General features: G+C 61.8%; 8 protein-coding genes and 1 pseudogene. 6 read left to right on the forward strand and 3 right to left on the reverse strand.

All coding sequences use genetic code 11. From position 1 onward, the window contains the following. Window positions 1-14 precede the first annotated feature (14 nt). The 5 genes from FHW69_RS17675 to FHW69_RS17695 all read left to right on the forward strand — a co-directional run bounded on the left by FHW69_RS17675 (window position 15) and on the right by FHW69_RS17695 (window position 14,627). On the forward strand, window positions 15-1,514 hold the full coding sequence (locus tag FHW69_RS17675; protein ID WP_183424426.1) for an aminotransferase class III-fold pyridoxal phosphate-dependent enzyme: 1,500 nt from the start codon (window positions 15-17) through the stop codon (window positions 1,512-1,514). A 61-nt stretch (window positions 1,515-1,575) separates the two neighbouring features. Further along, the gene (locus FHW69_RS17680) at window positions 1,576-1,896 is read left to right on the forward strand and encodes a PsiF family protein (protein WP_183424427.1); all 321 of its coding nucleotides are present in this window, start codon (window positions 1,576-1,578) and stop codon (window positions 1,894-1,896) included. Between the two features lie 93 nt (window positions 1,897-1,989). Then, entirely contained in the window at window positions 1,990-2,619 is a 630-nt protein-coding gene (upp, locus tag FHW69_RS17685) for a uracil phosphoribosyltransferase (RefSeq protein ID WP_183424428.1), read from the forward strand. Between the two features lie 210 nt (window positions 2,620-2,829). Beyond that, window positions 2,830-5,589 carry a lamin tail domain-containing protein gene (locus FHW69_RS17690; protein WP_183424429.1) on the forward strand — a complete coding sequence of 920 codons (2,760 nt, stop codon included), beginning with the start codon at window positions 2,830-2,832 and terminating at the stop codon, window positions 5,587-5,589. Between the two features lie 263 nt (window positions 5,590-5,852). Further along, complete coding sequence (locus FHW69_RS17695) at window positions 5,853-14,627, forward strand: neuraminidase-like domain-containing protein (RefSeq protein ID WP_183424430.1); 8,775 nt, start codon at window positions 5,853-5,855, stop codon at window positions 14,625-14,627. Window positions 14,628-14,708: 81 nt separating this feature from the next. Here the strand turns inward: FHW69_RS17695 and pip are convergent, their stop codons facing one another. Then, window positions 14,709-15,665 carry a prolyl aminopeptidase gene (pip, locus tag FHW69_RS17700; RefSeq protein ID WP_183424439.1) on the reverse strand — a complete coding sequence of 319 codons (957 nt, stop codon included), beginning with the start codon at window positions 15,663-15,665 and terminating at the stop codon, window positions 14,709-14,711. Window positions 15,666-15,740: 75 nt separating this feature from the next. After that, window positions 15,741-17,123 (reverse strand): FAD-binding oxidoreductase, encoded by a 1,383-nt coding sequence (locus FHW69_RS17705; protein WP_183424431.1) that lies wholly within the window; start codon window positions 17,121-17,123, stop codon window positions 15,741-15,743. A 125-nt stretch (window positions 17,124-17,248) separates the two neighbouring features. On the opposite strand from FHW69_RS17705, the gene serA reads away from it, so the two are divergent. Then, window positions 17,249-18,484 (forward strand): phosphoglycerate dehydrogenase, encoded by a 1,236-nt coding sequence (serA, locus tag FHW69_RS17710; RefSeq protein WP_183424432.1) that lies wholly within the window; start codon window positions 17,249-17,251, stop codon window positions 18,482-18,484. 65 nt (window positions 18,485-18,549) lie between these two features. Here serA and FHW69_RS17715 read toward each other — a convergent pair. After that, window positions 18,550-18,772, reverse strand: a pseudogene (locus FHW69_RS17715) (hypothetical protein); the annotation flags it as partial.

Here is an 18,772-nt window from a genome sequence, read left to right on the forward strand (position 1 = left end):
GCGAGGAGTGGGTTATGGATGTGATCGGTCAGCTGCGCGAACTGCGCGAATTTGGCGGTGCGCCGCGTACACACGGATTGGACGACGCGACGGTCTCGCGCTTTGCCTCGATCGACCCGCTGCTCGGTGAAGCCGTGACCGCTGCGGTCGCATACCACCGCGCGCTGCGCGAAGACATGGCCGACTTCCTCAAGCTGGATGAATCCGAACAGATTCAGCGCGTGCAGGCTGGCTTCGTCAACTTCTATCCGGACGACGGCCTCAACCCGTATATTCCCGCCGCCGCCAGCGGCCCGTGGGTCGTCACGCTCAAGGGCGCGGTCGTTCACGACAACGGCGGCTACGGCATGCTGGGCTTCGGCCACAATCCGAAAGCCATTGGTGAAGCGATGGCGCGCCCGCAGGTCATGGCCAACGTGATGACGGCCAACGTCGCCCAGCTTCGCCTCACCGAAGCCCTGGGGCGCGAGCTGGGTCGCCGTCGTGGCAGCAATCCGTACTCCCGTTTCCTGTGCCTGAATTCGGGCTCCGAATCGGTGACGCTTGCCGGCCGCATCGCCGACGTCAACGCGCGCCTGATGACCGACCCCGGTGCCCGCCACGCTGGCCGCACCATCAAGCGCGTTGCCGTGAAGGGCGCCTTCCACGGCCGCACCGAGCGCCCGGCACTGTATTCGGATTCTTCGCGTCGCAACTATCAGCAGCATCTGGCCAGCTACCGCAACGAAGACACGCTGATCACCGTGGAGCCGTACAACGTGGCTCAGCTCAGACAGGTGTTTGCTGACGCAGACCGCCACGGCTGGTTCATCGAGGCCATGTTCCTGGAGCCCGTCATGGGCGAAGGCGACCCGGGCCGCGCCGTCACGCCGGAGTTCTATCAGGCGGCCCGCCAGCTGACGATGGACCACGGCACCCTGCTCCTTGTCGATTCCATCCAGGCTGGCCTGCGCGCGCATGGTGTGCTGTCCATCGTGGACTATCCGGGCTTCGAGTCACTGGACCCGCCGGATCTGGAAACCTTCTCCAAGGCACTGAACGCCGGTCAGTACCCGCTGTCTGTGCTGGCCGTTTCCGAACGCGTCGCCGGCCTTTACCGCAAGGGCATCTACGGCAACACGATGACCGCCAACCCCCGCGCGCTCGACGTGGCGGTGGCGACGATGGCGGCGCTTACCGATGAGGTGCGCAACAACATCGTCGAGCGTGGTCGCGAATTCCTCGACAAGCTCAATGCACTGAAAGACGAACTGGGCGGCCTTATCACCAAGGTCCAGGGCACGGGCCTCCTGTTCTCGTGCGAACTGTCTCCGGAGTTCAAGTGTTTTGGCGCGCGTTCCACCGAGGAATACATGCGCGAGCGTGGCCTTGGCGTCATCCATGGCGGTGTCAATTCGCTGCGCTTCACGCCGCACTTCAACGTGACCAGCGCCGAAGTCGACCTGATCGTCGATCAGGTGCGCCTCGCCCTTGCCGAAGGTCCGCGCAAGGCGGCGGAGTCGCGCGCGGCCTGACGCGTTCCGGCGTAGACTCCGTGGCGCCGGCACCGGCCGGCGCCAATGGGAGAGGGTCGTCATGCACGTGCATTTCCGTCTTGCCTGTACCGTTGCTTTCCTCGTCACTTCCGCCGCCGCCATCGCGGCGCCGCAGGCCGCTCAGCCGGCCAAAGACCTCACGCCGCAGCAACAGCGCATGTCCTCCTGCAACACGCAGGCCACGGGCAAGAAAGGCGATGACCGCAAAGACTTCATGAGTCACTGCCTGAAGGGCGAATCGGCCGCACCGGCCAAAATGACCCAGCAGCAGAAAATGACCTCGTGCAACAAGGACGCCTCCGCCAAGGCACTGAAAGGCGATGCGCGCAAATCCTTCATGAGCACCTGCCTGAAAAACTGATCCTCCCCGGACAGGCGCGCCGCGCCCCCGAGGGCCCGGCGCACCTGACCGGCCATGGCACAATAGACCTTTGCCCCTGATGCCCGGTCTGCCATGAAAATCGTCGAAGTTCGCCACCCTCTTATCCAGCACAAGCTCGGCCTGATGCGCCGCGCCGGCATCAGCACGAAGGAGTTTCGCGAACTCGCCTCCGAAGTCGGCACCCTGCTGACCTACGAAGCTACCGCCGATCTGGAAACCGAAACCAAAACCATCGACGGCTGGGCCGGCCCGGTGGAAGTTACCCACATCAAGGGCAAGAAAATCACCATCGTGCCCATCCTGCGTGCAGGCATCGGCATGCTGCCCGGCGTGCTTGAACTCATTCCGTCGGCCAAGGTCAGCGTCGTTGGTCTGCAACGCGATGAAGAAACGTTGCAGCCGGTGGCTTACTACGAAAAGCTGAGCGGCCGCATGGACGAGCGCACCGCGCTCATCATCGACCCGATGCTCGCCACGGCAGGCACCCTGATCGCTACCGTGGACATGCTGAAGGCGGCGGGCGCAAAGCGCATCAAGGGCCTGTTCCTCGTGGCGGCGCCCGAAGGTCTGGCGCGCCTGGAAGCGGTGCACCCCGATGTGGAGATCTACACCGCGTCCATCGACGAACGCCTGAACGAACTGGGTTACATCCTGCCGGGCCTCGGCGATGCGGGCGACAAGATCTTCGGCACCAAGGCGTAATTGCCCAGCAAGCCCGCTCCACGGCAAAAGGCGTCATGCATTTTCGGCCAGTCGTAAAATAACGACGCCTTACTCGTTTTGCTGTCACAAACTTGCGGCACACTCTCGCGTTGCGGCGCCCGATCAGGGGGAACGCTACGCGGATGACCCGCGTGCGCTGTTTCGGCCCCCGCTACATCGATTGATCACACATCGAAGGGGATTACTGGAATGCGTTCCAAACATACGTGGCGTGCTTGCGCGTCGGCGCTGGCTGGCCTGTTTATCATTTTGCCGCTTCAGGCGGCCGACCTTTCCTTCAGCCAGTTCCGCGTTCGCGGCCCGGCAGGCGGCAACGACGAATTCGTCGAAATCTACAACAGCGGCACCACGCCGCAAGACCTCAGCGGCTACAAGCTCAACGCATCCAATGCCAGCGGCACCACAGGCACGCGCCTGACCATTCCCGCCGGCATCACCGTCGCACCCGGCTGTTATCTGCTGCTGGGCAACTCCGCAACGGGTGGCTACTCCGGCACCGTCGTGCCTGACCTCAAATACAGCACCGGTGTCACCGACGACGGGGGCCTCGCGCTGCTGGCCGCCAATGGTTCCATCGTGGACCAGGTGGGCCTCAGTGCCGGCTCCGCATACAAGGCAGGCACACCGCTGGCCTCGCTGGGTTCAAGCAATGCCGACCAGGGCTATGCCCGCAAGACCAATGCGGCGAGCGTGCCCCAGAATACCGGCGACAACAGCGCCGACTTCGTCAAGGTCGCACCGACCGTTCCGCACAACAGTCAGTCCACCTGCGTCGCGCAGGGTCGCAGCATCAGCATCGCCGACTCGTCGGTGAGCATCCGCAACAGCAGCGACGTCAGCATGCCGTTCACGGTCACGCTGAGCGAAGCCTCTCCTGCCGACATCACTGTGCACGCCAGCACGGCGGACGACAGCGCCACGGTTGCTGCGGGCGATTACAACGCCCTGGACACCACGCTCTCGTTCCCTGCCGGTTCCACCACCGCAGCGTTCAACGTCCAAGTGCATGGCAAGTCGGTGGCCGGCCCGGACAAGGCGTTCCGCGTCAACATCGACCATGTCACTGGTGATGCCACCATCGCCAAGGGCGGCGCCATCGGTGCCATCCTCAACGAAATCCCCGTCGACGCAGAAATCTGGCAGATCACGGGTCGCGGACAGATTTCGCCGCTGCTCGGCAAGCGCGTGTCGACGAAGGGCAACATCGTCACTGCCGTGGGGCCGGCCGGCTTCACCATGCAGACGCCCGACGCACGTGCTGACAATGACACGTTGACGTCCAACGGCATCTACGTGTTCACCAGCACCGCCCCGGCCGTCGCCATTGGCGACGTGGTGGATGTGGACGCCACGGTCGACAACTACTACTACCTGCCCGAACTGAAGACGGCCACGTTCTCGGTGAAGCGTCACAACGCCACGCTGCCGCGTGCCGTGGTATTTGGTGATCGCACGCCGTCCTCGGACCCCAATGCGCTGTCGTGCGGCGAGACAAACTTCCAGTGCTATGTGGGCATGCGCGTCGTGATCGACGACGGCATGATCACCACCGGCAATCTGCGCTTCAGCAACGAACCGTTCGCCGAGGTGTACATCACGGCCAATGGCCAGCGTTCGCTGCGCAAGCCAGGCGTCCGTTTCTCGGTGCCGGTGCCCGATGGCGTGAACCTGCCGAACTGGTCGGGCAACCCTGAAGTACTGAAGATGAACACCGCCGACTACGGTGCCGTGGCAGTCAACACGCCTTTCGTGGCCGGCAGCCGTTTCCGTGCGGAAGGCGTGATGTCGTACAGCTTCGGCGCGTACACATTCATCCCGACCAAGTTCCGCCTGACCCAGGCAGCACCACTGCCCCGTGCAGTGGACCCGCGGCCGTTCTTCTCCGTACGCGTTGGCGCGCTGAACACCGAGCGCTTCTGCGACACCGAGTTCAACACGGTGTACACATGCAGCGGCGGCACCACGGAACCCACCGCCGATCAGGTCAAGCTGAAAACACAGCGCCTCTCCGCGTATGTGGGCAGCGTGCTGAAACTGCCGGACATCCTGTCGGTAGAAGAAGTGAAGAGCCTGGCCGTGCTTCAGGGCCTGGCCAAACAGCTGGGCGATGACTATCCGGCGCGTTACGAGGCGTACCTGATTCCGGGTCACGACCCCAGCGGCATCAACGTGGGCTTCCTTGTTCGCAGCGACCGCGTGCGCGTGCTTGGTGTCCGCCAGCTTGGTGCCGATGAAACCTGGAACGATCAGGGCAGCACCTCGTTCGTGCACGATCATCCGCCGCTGCTGCTGACCGCCGAAATTCCGAGCGCGGGACGCATGCGCATCAACGTGATCTCGGTGCATCCGAAGGCCCGTCAGAACGTCGACAAGACCGGCTCCACGGCTGAACGTGATCGTCAGAAGCGCTTCCTCCAGGCCACCTCGCTGGCAACCCAGGTGCAGGCATTGCAGAACGACCGCGCCACCTCGCAGGTGCCGCTGCTGGTCGTGGGTGACTTCAATGCCTACGAGTTCAGCGACGGCTTCGTCGATGTGGTGAACCTCATTGCCGGTCGCTACGACGACAAGCAGAACCTGCTCAAGCTTGGCAACAACATCGTCAAGCCGGCGCTTTGGAACGCGGTGGAATCGGTGCCGCGCAATGATCGCTACTCGTTCCTCTTCACCGAGAGCTTCGGTGCGATTCAGGGCTATACCGGCACCAGCGGTCGTCAGCTTCCCTCCCATCAGGTTCTGGACCACGCGCTGCTGAACAATGCCGCGCGGGCCCGCTTCCTGCGCATGCAGTACGGCCGTGCCGACCTGGATGCGCCGGTGCAGACACTGGACGATTCGGCGTCGGCCAAAGACTGGCGCAAGGCGATCGGCGCGTCGGATCACGATGGCTTCGTGGTCGACCTGCTTGCCTTGCCGCTGCCGTTCGGTGGCATCCTGCTTGGCCATTAAGCACTGACCTGCTGCCACCGCACGATGAGCTGATCCGCTCATCGTGCGAGCCCAGGCACGAGAACCGAAGGCCTGAGTCCGGCATGGCGCCGCACTCAGGCCTTCTTCGTCTGCAACGTACGTTGCCCTGCCATCCCCGTTCAGAAATATGAAACGCGCCTACATCCATTGGGCTATTTCCGCGGCGCTGACGAATCATTAGCGTCACAGGCACGCGATCTTCGCGGCACCGTGCTGCGGGCGCCTTGTGGGAAATCCGTGCCATGTCCGAGCAAGCAAAGGCCGTCGCCATCCCGTCCCAAAGTAACGAGGCATCGCAGAACAACGCATTTACCGCGGACTATCCCAGCCTCTTCGGCGATCGCTCCATGAGCCGCTGCCTGCCCACCGCACTGGAAAGCGCGCTGCGTCCGCTGGCCTATCTGGATGAGCTTTACGCACGGGCACGCACCATCGAGCAAGACTACAGCGCCAAACCCTATAGCCCCCTGGAGCGTCGGCGTCCGGACATCGCTGCATTGCTTCTGGACGAACCGGCGCTGACCCGGCGCGTATCGCGCCTGACCCTGGCGGTGGAGTGCCTGGAAGGTCTGGTGAAACGCACCACCAAAACGGATGCAAGTGCGGCCACCACCATTGCGGCGGCGACGTCGTCGCCCAGCGTGCCATTTGACAGGGCCTGGAATCTGGTCAGTGAAGTGCTCCAGCAGAAACGACAGCTTCCCTGGCAACTGCTGCGCTTCACGGATGAGGACTATCCCAATTTTGCCCAGGCGAACATCACCAACACGTCGATGCGCGATGCACTGACGTTATGCACAGGTATGTCGCCCACACAGCTGGGTTCGTTGCAGTCGACACCTGCCGCTGCAACCACCGACAAATCGCTTCTGACCAGTCTGGGCGTGCCCGATGGCACAACGATCAGTGACCTTGCCGACACGCCGCTGTTTCTCAAGGTCACTGGCCTCAACCGCAAGCGCATGCGTCAGCTTCTGGCAGTCAATGGCGTGGCCAAACCCGGGGCCACGGATACCTATACCTCCGTGACGGTGAGCGACTACGGTGCTCCGAAAGGCACCGCGAGCAGCCATCTCTTCGGTGCTGTTTTCATCAACGACGGTACATCGCCCGCGCTACGCCTGGTGACGCCCACCGACGTCCGCACGGTATCGAGGATTGAAGGCCTGACCGCCGCGTCCATGCAACGCATCTGGACGATGCTGCGACTGCATTCGGGCACGAACATGCCGTTCGCATCGCTGGACAGGCTGCTCCAGGCGGCCTTCGGTGCACAGGGCATCACGTCGGGCTTCAAGATAGACACGCATGTGCTGCGCGCCATTGGGCTGTACTGCCATCTGCGCGATTCGCGCCACGTGGATCTGGACGCCTACGCGGCGGTGATCCACGAGATATCCCCCAGGGCGACGGGGCGCGATACGCCTTACTACGACCGGCTATTCCTTTCGCGGCCCGGTGGCGACGATGCGGTCAGCGCCGATGCGGTGCTGAAGATGGACGGCGGCACCTTCGGCAACAGCGCAGACGATCCCACGGTACAGCGCCTGTGCGCGGGACTTGGCGTGCCACCGGATACCCTTTGCACGCTGCTCTCGTGGGCCACCGAGGCCCGCATGGAGCCCACCGGCGCGATCCCCGTGCCCACACGGACACTGGCCCTGGTATCGGCCTGCCACCGCCTTGCCGTCCTCCCGCTTTGGCTGGGCTATTCGGGCAACGACGGACTGGCGCTGCTCAAGCTGTTCAGGCACACCCATCCCCAGCTGATGGCGCAACTGGCAGGAACGCCCTCCCTCGGACGTGATGGCGACGGCGTCCCGGCAGACGTCGTCGATGCACTCACCACCCTGATGAATCTGGCGGAGTGGCTGCGTCAGCAGCGTATCGCTCCCCCGGCGCTCGCCGCCGTGTTGACTGCCGCGTCCCAGGCCCCCATTCCGGACGATGTTCTGGCCGAGTTGCGCGTGGCCAACACGAAAAAATGTGATGCCTGCCTCATCACCCGGGAAAGTCTCGCGAACGCGTTCATCGGCATGCCTTCTCCACAGGGTGGTGCTCAAGAGCCGCTTGCTGTCCTGTCGCCACTGGTCGATGCCAATGGACTGGCCAGCGCCGCCGCACTGGCCCTGACGCCCGAAGCACTGGCAGAAAAGGTGACCTCGCTGATCACCGCCGCAGCCGGAAAGCCAACGGAGCCGGACGATGCCGACACCGCCGCGGAAACATTGCGGCGCATCTCCAGCAACGTCACGCAGCAGTTGAATGAACTGATCCGTCGGCAGCGTGCCCTGGCCTCCGACGTCCTTGCCGGCCTTCTCCCGCAATTGCACGAGGAAACCGTGCGCACCAGCCTGGCGTCCTGGGTTGGGGTATCGCACGCCGACCTGATCATGCTGGTGCGCAACTACAGCCTTGCAGCGCTGAACGACCTGCTGGCAAACGCCCTGGGTATTGGCCAGCCGAATGATGCGGCGGCAAAGGCGCAGGAGCTTGCCTGGCTGAACCGGCTGGGAAGACTGGCGCCACTGGTCTCCCTGCTGGCGCTCGACGCTCCGACGATGGATGCGCTGGCCACACACCCGGCGTGGTTCGGCCTCGGCGCGGATAAACCGCTGGATGCCGACCTCACCCTTATCTACCGGGTGGTTGAATGGAAGAATCTTGTTCAGGCGGTGGCCGGGCAGACAGGCAACGAGGCGGAAGGCGTGCGCGATCAGTTGCTCGCCTATCTGAACAGCGTCACCACTGACGGTGACTTCGACGCGAAGCAGGCCTGCCTCGTACTGGCTGACATCATTCAGGCCAATGTCACAACCATCGAAGCGCTTGCGAAGGCCTCCGAACCCACGGCCACCCGGCTTACCCGAATCCCGCAGCTCGCATGGTGGCAGCGCCTGGAAACCATCGCGACACGGTCGGAACTGTCCATCGACGCACTACTCGCGTTAAGCCGACTGGATACGAAGAGCACCACGACGAGCATCGAGACGACGGGACAGATGCTGCTGGCATGCTGCGATACGTCCGAACGCAAGCTCGTGATGGGAAAGCATCATGAGGCATGGCGCAACGCCATGGTCGACTGGCTGCTGTTTCACGCCCGGGATGCGGATGGCAAATCGTTTGCGGATCGCGAAGAACTGTCCGCATGGCTGCTGATCGACGTGGACGTGGGCACCGAGCCGCAAACAACCTCCGTGGCTGCCGCCACTGACAGCGTGCAGATCTACATTCACCGGCTGCTAAGCGGCCTGGAGAAGCATGTTGATCCTGCCGCAGACATGAAGGCCGAGCGCAAGATATGGGGTGCTTATCTTTCGCGCTACGTGGACTGGCGCGACCACCGCGAAGCGCTCTATTACCCCCATAACCATATCGAACCGACAAAACACCGGCGCAACACCAGGGCCTTTCGCGAGCTTGAAATGCAACTGGCGCAAGGCCAGGCGCGTGTCGCGGATATCAACACCACGCTACTGAACTACCTCACGGCCTTCGAGAAGATAAGCAACCTGCAAGTGCTGTCGGCATACCACGACGGCGTTGATCCGGCCAATGATCTCCTGCACCTGATCGGTCGCACCAACAGCGAACCGTACGAGTTCTACTGGCGCGCTGGCGACATGAAGGCCAAGACGGCGGACGGTTACACCGGCATGCTGGCATGGAGCGACTGGGAACGCATCGAACTGCCGGTGGTGGGGCATCTTGCACAAACCCAGCTTCCCTCCCCTCCGAGCGACAGGCAACAGAAAAACGATAAGGCACTGGAAGACGCGAACAAAGAGGCCGACGCCGCCGCGAAGGCGGAAAAGACGCTTCGCGCGGCGACACCTCCGGACGACGAAGCGATCTCGGAAGCAAGCAAGGCTACCCTGGCCGCCCAGGATAAAGTCTGGGCGGCCAGGGTCGCGATACAGGCCGACAAGCTGGACAAGGAAGATCCCCGAACCGCTGTCGATGCCATCCGGCCCCTGATCATTGACGGACGACGCTATGTGGTATGGGCGGAGCGCGATACCTCGGCCATCGTGTTCGACAACGAAACCGCCGCCAGTTCCTACTACGCGCTGCGCGTCTGTTATGCCTACCAGAATAGCAATGGCTCATGGAGCATGCCCAATGAACTCCTTTGCCTGGACGGCAGGGACGCCAATGGAAACAGGCCAAATCCTTCCGGAAAAACGCCATCAAAAACCAGTGTCGACCTGACCGGGAAAGGCAAGCTGGTGGGCGCGGGCTACATGCCCGGACTGATCGTGATGGAAAACCGCAAGGGACGCCGGGACACTGATCCCTACCTCGTGGTGATGCTCTTCGACAGCCAGAACACCAAAGATCCCGACTCCTGGAGCGCGGGCACCGACTATTTCCTGTCGGTGCGCGACCTGCTGCTGATCGACGAGAAAAAACTGGACGACACCGACAAGGACAGGGTGGGAGGAGCCAGTACCAGCGGCAGCAACGACATACAGAAACAGCTCGTCACCAACTGGGGCACCCTCTTCCGCGATCCCCGCGTGGTGCAGCATCCGTATGTGGGTGCGAAGTATGCACTGACGGTTCCTTCGCCTGAAAAGTGCGTGAAGGAAGAAGTATCAAAAGTGGTCAATGCACTCTCAAGCGCGTATATCACGACCGATCTGCGCAACGCCATGCTCAGGGCGAGATTGTCCGATGACGAAAATAGCATCGAGATCCAGGGGGCGTTTGACGATGAATGGACAAAAAGGCAGCAGGTGTCCAGCACCATCGCTTCCGGCGACGATATCGAACGACTCCGCATTGATGCCGTATTGAAGGTACGAGCAACCCGGACAGTAAAGCCAGAGGGAAGAGATCCGACGACATTTATTATCACCTACAAAATCAAGGCAACGATTGACGCAAAGGGGCTTCTGGAGAATCAATTTAAGCTCGGTGAGATCACTGCCTCGAACGATTCTGCGAAATCAAATCCACTGGGCGAAATACGAGACTTCGATTGGCGGGAAAAAGATGCCATGGAAGGGAAGGATTCGACCGAGATAGACTTCTGGTATGTCCTCCAGGACGGCTCGAAAGACAAGCATACTCGAGGGTTCAGCACCGCCGATATAGAATTTCGGGGACGCGCAACGCATGTCCTCCTGCGCATGCTCGATTTCAATAAAGTAGGTTATCCACGCAACGAGTTTCGGTACGGCCCGCAAGTAGCTTCAAAACCGAAATCGCTACTCCCTGACGTATTTTCCTGGTGGAAAGCTTCGCCGTCAGGAATCCCGCTAGCAAAAATCCTGTACGGCGAGATTGACGGCGCAGGCTGGAAGTTCGAACCGGAGAGCGATTCACTAGTCCTTCCCTTCAGCCTGGACGCCAAGCCGGCGACATCGGGCGAAGATCGGAAAGATCGCCCCATCTGGGTAGACCTGTCGCTCTTCCGGGTTGGCGCAAAGGCGGCTGCCCAGGAAGACAACTCAACGCTCAGCAAAGAATTTGCAAGTCACGGCCTGAAGGATCTGTACACGCTGGCCAGTACCGACCAGGCTGCCGTATCAGCGTGGCTGCCGGCCCTCCAGAACACCTGGCAGGTGCCATTCAAGGATTACCATGGCGCGCTTCGTGCCGCCAACCTGGAGACGGGCATCGCCGACGACAGGGCGCTGGCGGGCGAACTCCCCTTCCTTCAGGTCATGCATACGACGGGAAACAGCAAGATTCGCGACGCGCTTGCCGGGATCATGACCGCACGGCTTGGCGAAGGGCTGGAGGCGAAAACGAGAGACAAAATCCCGCTCGAACTGCGCAGCACGATCGTTGAGTTTGCCATCCAGCACCAGTCGCTTTATCGCAGACTGCTTGGCAAGCTGTACCAATTTACGGGGCGGACAAGTGATGCGTTGATTTTCAGCAAGAAGGTCAACGCAAACGGGCCTGGCAGGAAGATTATTCGTGCTTCCGTACCTGTCAACACCGATGAGACCAACTACACATTTCGCCTGGAACTCAGCACGTCAACCACACCCGACACGGCAAAGGCTCCATTCGAGAAATGGCTTTCCGTCACGGCTGCCTGCAAACTCGTATCCGCATCCTCTGCCGGCAACGTTCGGGACGACCGCGTCCCTACGTCACGCATTCGCCACAACAAAGTGGAAGCTCAGTACCTCGATCTGGAGGAATCACAGCTCCCGCCCATTCGCCTCAATACGCTCTTCGGCAAGCAACTGGTCGCCCGGGCCACCAAGTCAGTTGACGCTGTGCTTTCGCTGGATACGCAGATGCTGGCGGAGCCTGCCTTGCACCCTGATGGCAGCGACGGCTTCGTAGATTTTCGCGGTGCGAATGGCATGTACTTCTGGGAACTGTTCTTCCACGTGCCCTGGCTGGTGGCATGGAGCCTTCGCGAAAAAGGCCAGTACGCGGAAGCGTTGCAGTGGTGCACCGACTACCTGTTTGACCCCTACCGGACACGTACCACGCCCACGACAGCGCCCGTGCCGTTCTGGAATTGTGTGCCCCTGATCTATTTCCTGGATGGCGCCACGAAAGACGATGTTGAGAACGAACCGGACCTTGCCGGTTACGAGAACGTTCTGGTTTTCCGCAAGGCCATTCATGCCTTCCTGGTGGATCTGTGGCGCATGGAAGGCGACGAATACTTCCGCAGGCTCACTCCCCACAGCGTGCGCGATGCCAGCGTGTGCTACCAGAAGGCGCTTCGCCTCATCGGAACGTTGCAGGAACCCGCCGAGCAACGCCCCTGGGCACCGGTCACGCTGGGCTCGCGCAGTGCCGTGTTCATCCAGCCCGTGAACCGTCAGCTACGCAATCTTCGCGACCTGATTCTTTCGCGCCTGGACAACCTGCGGCATGGACGTACGATTGATGGCGTGCTGGCACCGTACCTCGGGTTCAGCGATGACGATGCCTATGGAGAAATGGGCAGTGGACGATTCGCAACGTCCGGCATGCTCCGCATGCTCAACGCAACCGCCGTTCCAAGCTACCGGTTTGTGGAAGTATGGGCGACCGCGCGTGCCGCTGCGAAAAGGCTTTCAAAACTCGGTCACTACCTGTTCCACATCATCGAGCAGGAGGCCGATAATGCACTGGAAGTGGAGCGGCAGAAGAGCCTGGTTGAACTTGCCGACTTTGATATTTCACTACGCCGGCAAGCCCTGGAAACGGCGCGGCGGGAACGAAATACGCTCAATGAAGGTCAGCGGGCTGTCGAATCACGCATCCAGTACTACGTCACGCAGATGGCGCCTCCAGGCGGACGCAGTGCGACCGAGATAGCCGGCTCAGTCACCGGCCTGGCCGGGGCGGCGGTTCTTGCTGCTCAGTACGCTCCCATTGGTATCACGCTGGGATTGAAACAGATACCCAAGATATGGGGTATGGCGTTCGGCGGCCAGAGGCTGGAAGGCGCGGCGGAGGGAGTTACCGAAGCACTCAGGGTTACCGCAGAAGCACTTCGGCTCACGGCCGAAGACCTGCGAACGGAGGCCGAGTACGACCGTCGCCTGGAAGAGTGGCAGAACGAAAAGATCCAGGCCGAACATGAACTGCGCATTGTTCAGTCCCAGCTTCAGGAGCACGAGTCCCGGCACGACTTTGCCGTCATAGAGTTGAAGCAGGCACTGGCCCGTCGCGATGCGCTTCGCCGTGAGATGGAAGTGCAGACCACCGGCTTTGCCATCGCCTCCACTTACACATGGATGCTTGGACGGCTGGACCAGCTGTATGCCTCCGCGTATCAGTCGGTCTTTGCGTTGTGTCTTGCGGCGGAGTCCAGCTATCGCTACGAAACCGGACAATTCGATAGCCAGCGCGTGCGCTCCGATGCGTGGAACAACTCGCGGCGCGGCATGTTCGCGGGCGATGCGCTGCTCAACGACCTGGACAGCCTGAAAAGCGCGCACCTGCGCCTGAACCAGCGACGCCTGAGCATTCACAAGACGGTTTCGCTGAAGAGCCTGCTGGTCGAAAAAAATAAAACGCTTGCCGATCAGTTCAAGTTAAATAAAGTGCGGTTCAAGCTGCAAGCACAGCACTTCGACAGCGATTTCCCTGGCCATTATCTGCGGCAGATCGTGCATGTGTCCGTTGCGCTGATTCCGAAGAGCGGTAAAACACTCGACCCGGACACCTCCATCCGGGCCGTTCTGACCCAGTCTTCGAACTACCTGCTATGCCTGCCCGACGAGGACGGTGCGCAATGGTTGTACGACGCATCGCGCGGCAACACGGATGCCATCCTGATGGACATGCGTGGCGGGCAACAGATGATTCTCTCGCATGTCGCGCCACGACAGACGGCCGATCCGATGGAAACCATCGTCCTGCGCACGCAGTACGAAGACGGTCGCTACCGGATGTTTGAAGGTACGGGAGCGATCTCCTCCTGGACCCTCACCTTCCCTGGCGACAAGGCCGGACTGAAGGATCTGTTCGCCATCATTGACGATATCGAGGTGCGGCTGGAATATTCCGCCGCGTGGGGCGGCACCGGCTTCAAGGCCATCATAGACAACCTTCAGCAGGCGCTGACGGTTCAGAACATGCCTGGCACAAGCACTTCCACCGACGCCGGCACGCAGGTTGATCCAAACCGTGACAGCCCGGCTCCGGCTCCGGCTCCGGCTCCTGCCCCTGCTCCTGCTCCTGCTCCGGTCGCGGTCTCGTGGCCATCGCCCGTGCGCGGGGCCGCGCAGAGTGTAGGCATCGCGATAACGATCGCGCCATGGCCCGGCATCGCACAGGGCCAGTCGATCTGGCTACGATACAGCGGCACGCGAAATGACAGGACACCCTTCCAGGCTGACATGCGGATACCGCCGGCCACCGTCTCGGCCAAGGAAGTCAACGACGGCATCAGCGCCGTTATCCCTTGGTCGGTCATGAATCAGTTGGGCGCCTATGGCACGCTGAAAGTAATGGCGCTGATTTCGCTGGACGGCAGCGGCTCGGAAAAGACGGCCCGCGCGCTGAAAGAGCTTGACCTGAGTCCCCCACCGGGCGTGTCCTAGCGGGTGGCATCCCGATCAGGTCATGACCGTGCGGTCATGACCTGATCGGGGTGGAAACGCGGAGCGATTTCGCGGTTGCGATCAACCTGCGAAACGATCCGTCGCTTTCACCAGCTCGCTGAGAATGCCGGGCTCAAAGGCCGAATGACCGGCGTCCTGCACTACGTGAAGATCGGCCTCGGGGAATGCACGATGCAGATCCCATGCGCTACGCATCGGGCATACCACGTCGTAGCGCCCCTGCACGATCACGGTCGGGATATGGCGGATGCGCTCCACGTCGCGCAGCAATTGGCCATCCACATCGAAGAAGCCTGCGTTGACGAAGTAGTGGCATTCAATGCGTGCAAACGCCAGCGCGAATTCGTCTTCGGCGCTGGACGCAATGTGGCCGGTATCCTGGTACAGATAGCTGGTGGCGCCTTCCCATACCGACCAGGCCTGCGCGGCGGCAAGACGTACGGCAGGGTCTGCATGAGTCAGACGGCGGTGGTAGGCGCTGATGAGGTCGCCGTGCTCTGCCGGCGGAATGGCCGAGAGGTAGGTTTCCCAGGCATCCGGGTACAGCGCGTCGCAACCCTTCTGGTAGAACCACTCCAGTTCCGAGCGACGCAGCATGAAGATGCCACGCAACACCAGTTCCGTGACCTGCTGCGGATGGGTCTGCGCATAGGCCAGTGCCAGCGTTGAGCCCCACGAGCCGCCAAACACCTGCCAGCGGTCGATGCCGAGGTGCTCGCGCACGCGCTCGATATCAGCGACCAGATCCCACGTGGTGTTGTCGTTGAGTTCCGCGTGCGGCGTGGACTTGCCGCAGCCGCGCTGGTCGAACAGCACGATGCGGTATTTGGCCGGATCAAAGAAGCGACGGCACTTCGGATTCGTGCCACCGCCCGGACCACCGTGCAGGAAGACGACGGGCTTGCCGTTCGGGTTGCCGCTCTGCTCGTAGTAGATCGTGTGCAGATCGGACACCTTCAGAAAACCGGTGTCGTAGGCTTCAATTTCGGGGTAAAGGCTGCGCTGATCCTGGGCCATGTCGTTCTGGACGTTGCGGGGAGGGAATGCCAAGGCTAATGCCCCGGCCTCCCGATAGCCACCCGACGCGACCGATCAGAGCAATTTTCCCGGATTCATGATGCCCGCCGGGTCCCAGACTGCCTTGATGCCGCGCATCAGGGCGATGTCCGCCTCGCTGCGCACACTGGACAGGTACGGCTTCTTGACCAGGCCGATGCCGTGCTCGGCCGAAATGCTGCCGCCGTGGCGTTCCAGCGTGTCGCACAACAGTGCGGTCACGTGCTCGCACTGACTGACGAACGCGGCGTCATCCAGCCCCTCCGGCTTCAGTACATTGATGTGCAGATTGCCGTCGCCGATATGTCCGAACCACACGACGTCAAACGACGGGTATTCGGCTTGCAGCAGCGCCTGCATGTCCCTCATGAAGTCGGGTACGGCACTGATGCGTACAGAGACATCGTTCTTGTACGGCTTATAGGCGGCGAGGCTCTCGGTAATGCCTTCGCGCAGACGCCAGAGCGCGGCAGCCTGCGCGTCACTGGAACTGATTGCCCCATCGGTCACCCAGCCCTTTTCAAGGCAGAACTCAAACAGTTCCAGTGCAGCAGCCTGCTGCGAGTCGTCCTGCGCGTCGAATTCGGTGACCACGTAATACGGCGAGGATTCACCAAAGGGCCGCTGCGCGCCATGCGCCAGTACATGATGCAGGGCACGATCAGTGAAGAACTCAAAGGCACCCAGCGACAGCCTGCGGCGCGCTTCGCCGAAGACCCGCATCAGGTCTTCCATGGCCGGCACGGCAAACAGCATGACCTGAGAGGGCGGCGGTGGTGAGGTGAGCCACAGGGTGGCTTCCACCACGATGCCCAGCGTGCCTTCTGAACCGATGATCAGATGACGCAGGTCGTATCCGGACGCATTCTTGATGAGGCCGCGATTGAGTTCCAGCAGCTCGCCGGTTCCGGTCACCACTTTCAGGCCCGCGATCCATTGGCGCGTATTACCGTAACGGATGACCCGGATGCCGCCGGCATTCGTCGCAATGTTGCCGCCAATCTGGCAGGAGCCACGTGCGGCGAAGTCCACCGGATAAATAAGCCCGTGCTCGCGGGCCGCCTTGTGCACCGCCTCCAGTGCCATGCCCGGCTGGACGGTCAGCGTCCGGTCAATGGGATCGAAGGCCAGAACGCGGTTCATCCGGTCCAGGCTGATGACGATCTCGCCATGCGCAGCCACCGCGCCACCGGACAGGCCCGTACGTCCGCCCGACGGCACCACCGCCACGCCTTGGCGCACCGCCCAGCGCACGATGCCCTGAACGTCCTCGATGGACGCCGGGAACGCGATGGCCAGAGGCGCAGGCGCCCAGCGTCGGGTCCAGTCGCGGCCGTAATGCTCCAGGTCACCGGGATCGGTGGCCAGCTTCAGATCAGGCAGGACGCGGGTCAGGTCGGCAAGGCGCGGATCGTTCATGGAGGTCCCGGATGGTTGGCCCGCCCAGCCTGCCAGCGGCACGGCTTCCCGTCCACTGCTGCGATGCCGCAAAAGCCGCGTGGCATCTGGCATAGTGAGGCCATACGTTCTGTGAGCCGGCCTATATGAAGCGCACGTCCTACCCGAAAGAAGACATCAAAGTCCTGCTGCTGGAAGGCGTGAGCCGCAGCGCACTGGACACCTTCCGACACGCAGGCTACTCGCAGATCGAATTTCACGAGAAGTCGCTTCCGGACGATGAACTCAAGCGCGCCATCGCCGATGCGCACATCGTTGGCATCCGCTCGCGAACGCACCTCAGCGAAGAGGTGCTGGCCGAAGCCAAGCGCCTGATCGCCGTCGGCTGCTTCTGCATCGGCACCAACCAGGTCGACACGGAAGCGGCTCAGAAGCTCGGCGTACCGGTGTTCAATGCGCCCTACTCCAACACGCGCAGCGTGGCGGAACTGGTCATTGCCGAGACGATCCTGCTGATTCGCCGCATTCCGGAAAAGAATGCGCAATGCCATCGCGGCGGCTGGTCCAAATCCGCCAGCGGAAGCTTTGAAGTGCGCGACAAAGTGCTGGGCATTGTCGGCTACGGCCACATCGGCACGCAGGTCGGTGTACTTGCCGAAAGCCTCGGCATGCGCGTGATTTTCTATGACATCGAACCGAAGCTTTCGCTGGGCAACGCGCGTCCTGCGGCCAGCCTGGACGAACTGCTCAAGCGTGCGGACGTCGTGACACTGCATGTGCCGGAAACACCGCAAACCAGGCTGATGATCGGCAATGCGCAGCTCGAACGCATGCGCGCTGGTGCCATGCTGGTCAATGCGTCGCGCGGCACCGTGGTGGACATTGACGCGCTGGCTGCCAACCTGCGCAATGGCCATATTTCCGGCGCGGCCATCGACGTGTTTCCAGTGGAACCCAAAGGCAATGACGACGCATTCGTCTCGCCGCTGGTTGGCATGGACAACGTGATCCTGACGCCGCACATTGGCGGCAGCACGCTCGAAGCGCAGGAAAACATCGGCATCGAAGTCGCATCCAAACTGGTGCGCTACAGCGACAACGGCTCCACGCTTTCTGCGGTCAATTTCCCCGAGGTGTCGCTACCGGGCCATCCTGAAAGCCGCCGCCTGCTGCACATCCATCGCAACGTGCCCGGCATTCTCTCACGCATCAACGATGTGTTCTCGCGCGCGAAGGTCAACATCGACGGCCAGTATCTGCAGACCTCACCGCATGTGGGCTACGTCGTCATCGACGTGTCGACGACCGAGCAGCATGCCGCCGCGTTGAAAGACGAACTGGCCGCCATCCCCGACACCCTGCGGGCACGCGTGCTGTACTGAGCGAAACAGACGCATGGCGCCGGTCGCACCGGTGCCATGCGTCGAATCAATGTGCGGCAATACGCTCAGTGCTTCTGCTTGTAGATATGGCGACTGTTGCGGTTTTCGGCGCGATTGAGGTTGGTGGTTTCGCGCCTGGTCAGATGACCGCCGTTCTTTGCTTCATCCGCACTTTCGCGCTTGGCGATGTTCGTGTCGCCTCCCCGTAAACTTACTCCAGACATAAACCGAGGTCCCCGGGCAAAATATCCCCAAGGAGACCTACGATGCGCAAAAGCAAATTCACCG

The sequence above is a fragment of the Luteibacter sp. Sphag1AF genome (assembly GCF_014192715.1).
GTDB lineage: Bacteria > Pseudomonadota > Gammaproteobacteria > Xanthomonadales > Rhodanobacteraceae > Luteibacter.

Coding starts and splice junctions, on each gene's coding strand:
- pip (WP_183424439.1), bottom strand. CDS start 15,665: ATGGCCCAGGATCAGCGCAGCCTTTACCCCGAAATTGAAGCCTACGAC.
- FHW69_RS17675 (WP_183424426.1), top strand. CDS start 15: ATGGATGTGATCGGTCAGCTGCGCGAACTGCGCGAATTTGGCGGTGCG.
- upp (WP_183424428.1), top strand. CDS start 1,990: ATGAAAATCGTCGAAGTTCGCCACCCTCTTATCCAGCACAAGCTCGGC.
- FHW69_RS17705 (WP_183424431.1), bottom strand. CDS start 17,123: ATGAACGATCCGCGCCTTGCCGACCTGACCCGCGTCCTGCCTGATCTG.
- serA (WP_183424432.1), top strand. CDS start 17,249: ATGAAGCGCACGTCCTACCCGAAAGAAGACATCAAAGTCCTGCTGCTG.
- FHW69_RS17680 (WP_183424427.1), top strand. CDS start 1,576: ATGCACGTGCATTTCCGTCTTGCCTGTACCGTTGCTTTCCTCGTCACT.
- FHW69_RS17695 (WP_183424430.1), top strand. CDS start 5,853: ATGTCCGAGCAAGCAAAGGCCGTCGCCATCCCGTCCCAAAGTAACGAG.
- FHW69_RS17690 (WP_183424429.1), top strand. CDS start 2,830: ATGCGTTCCAAACATACGTGGCGTGCTTGCGCGTCGGCGCTGGCTGGC.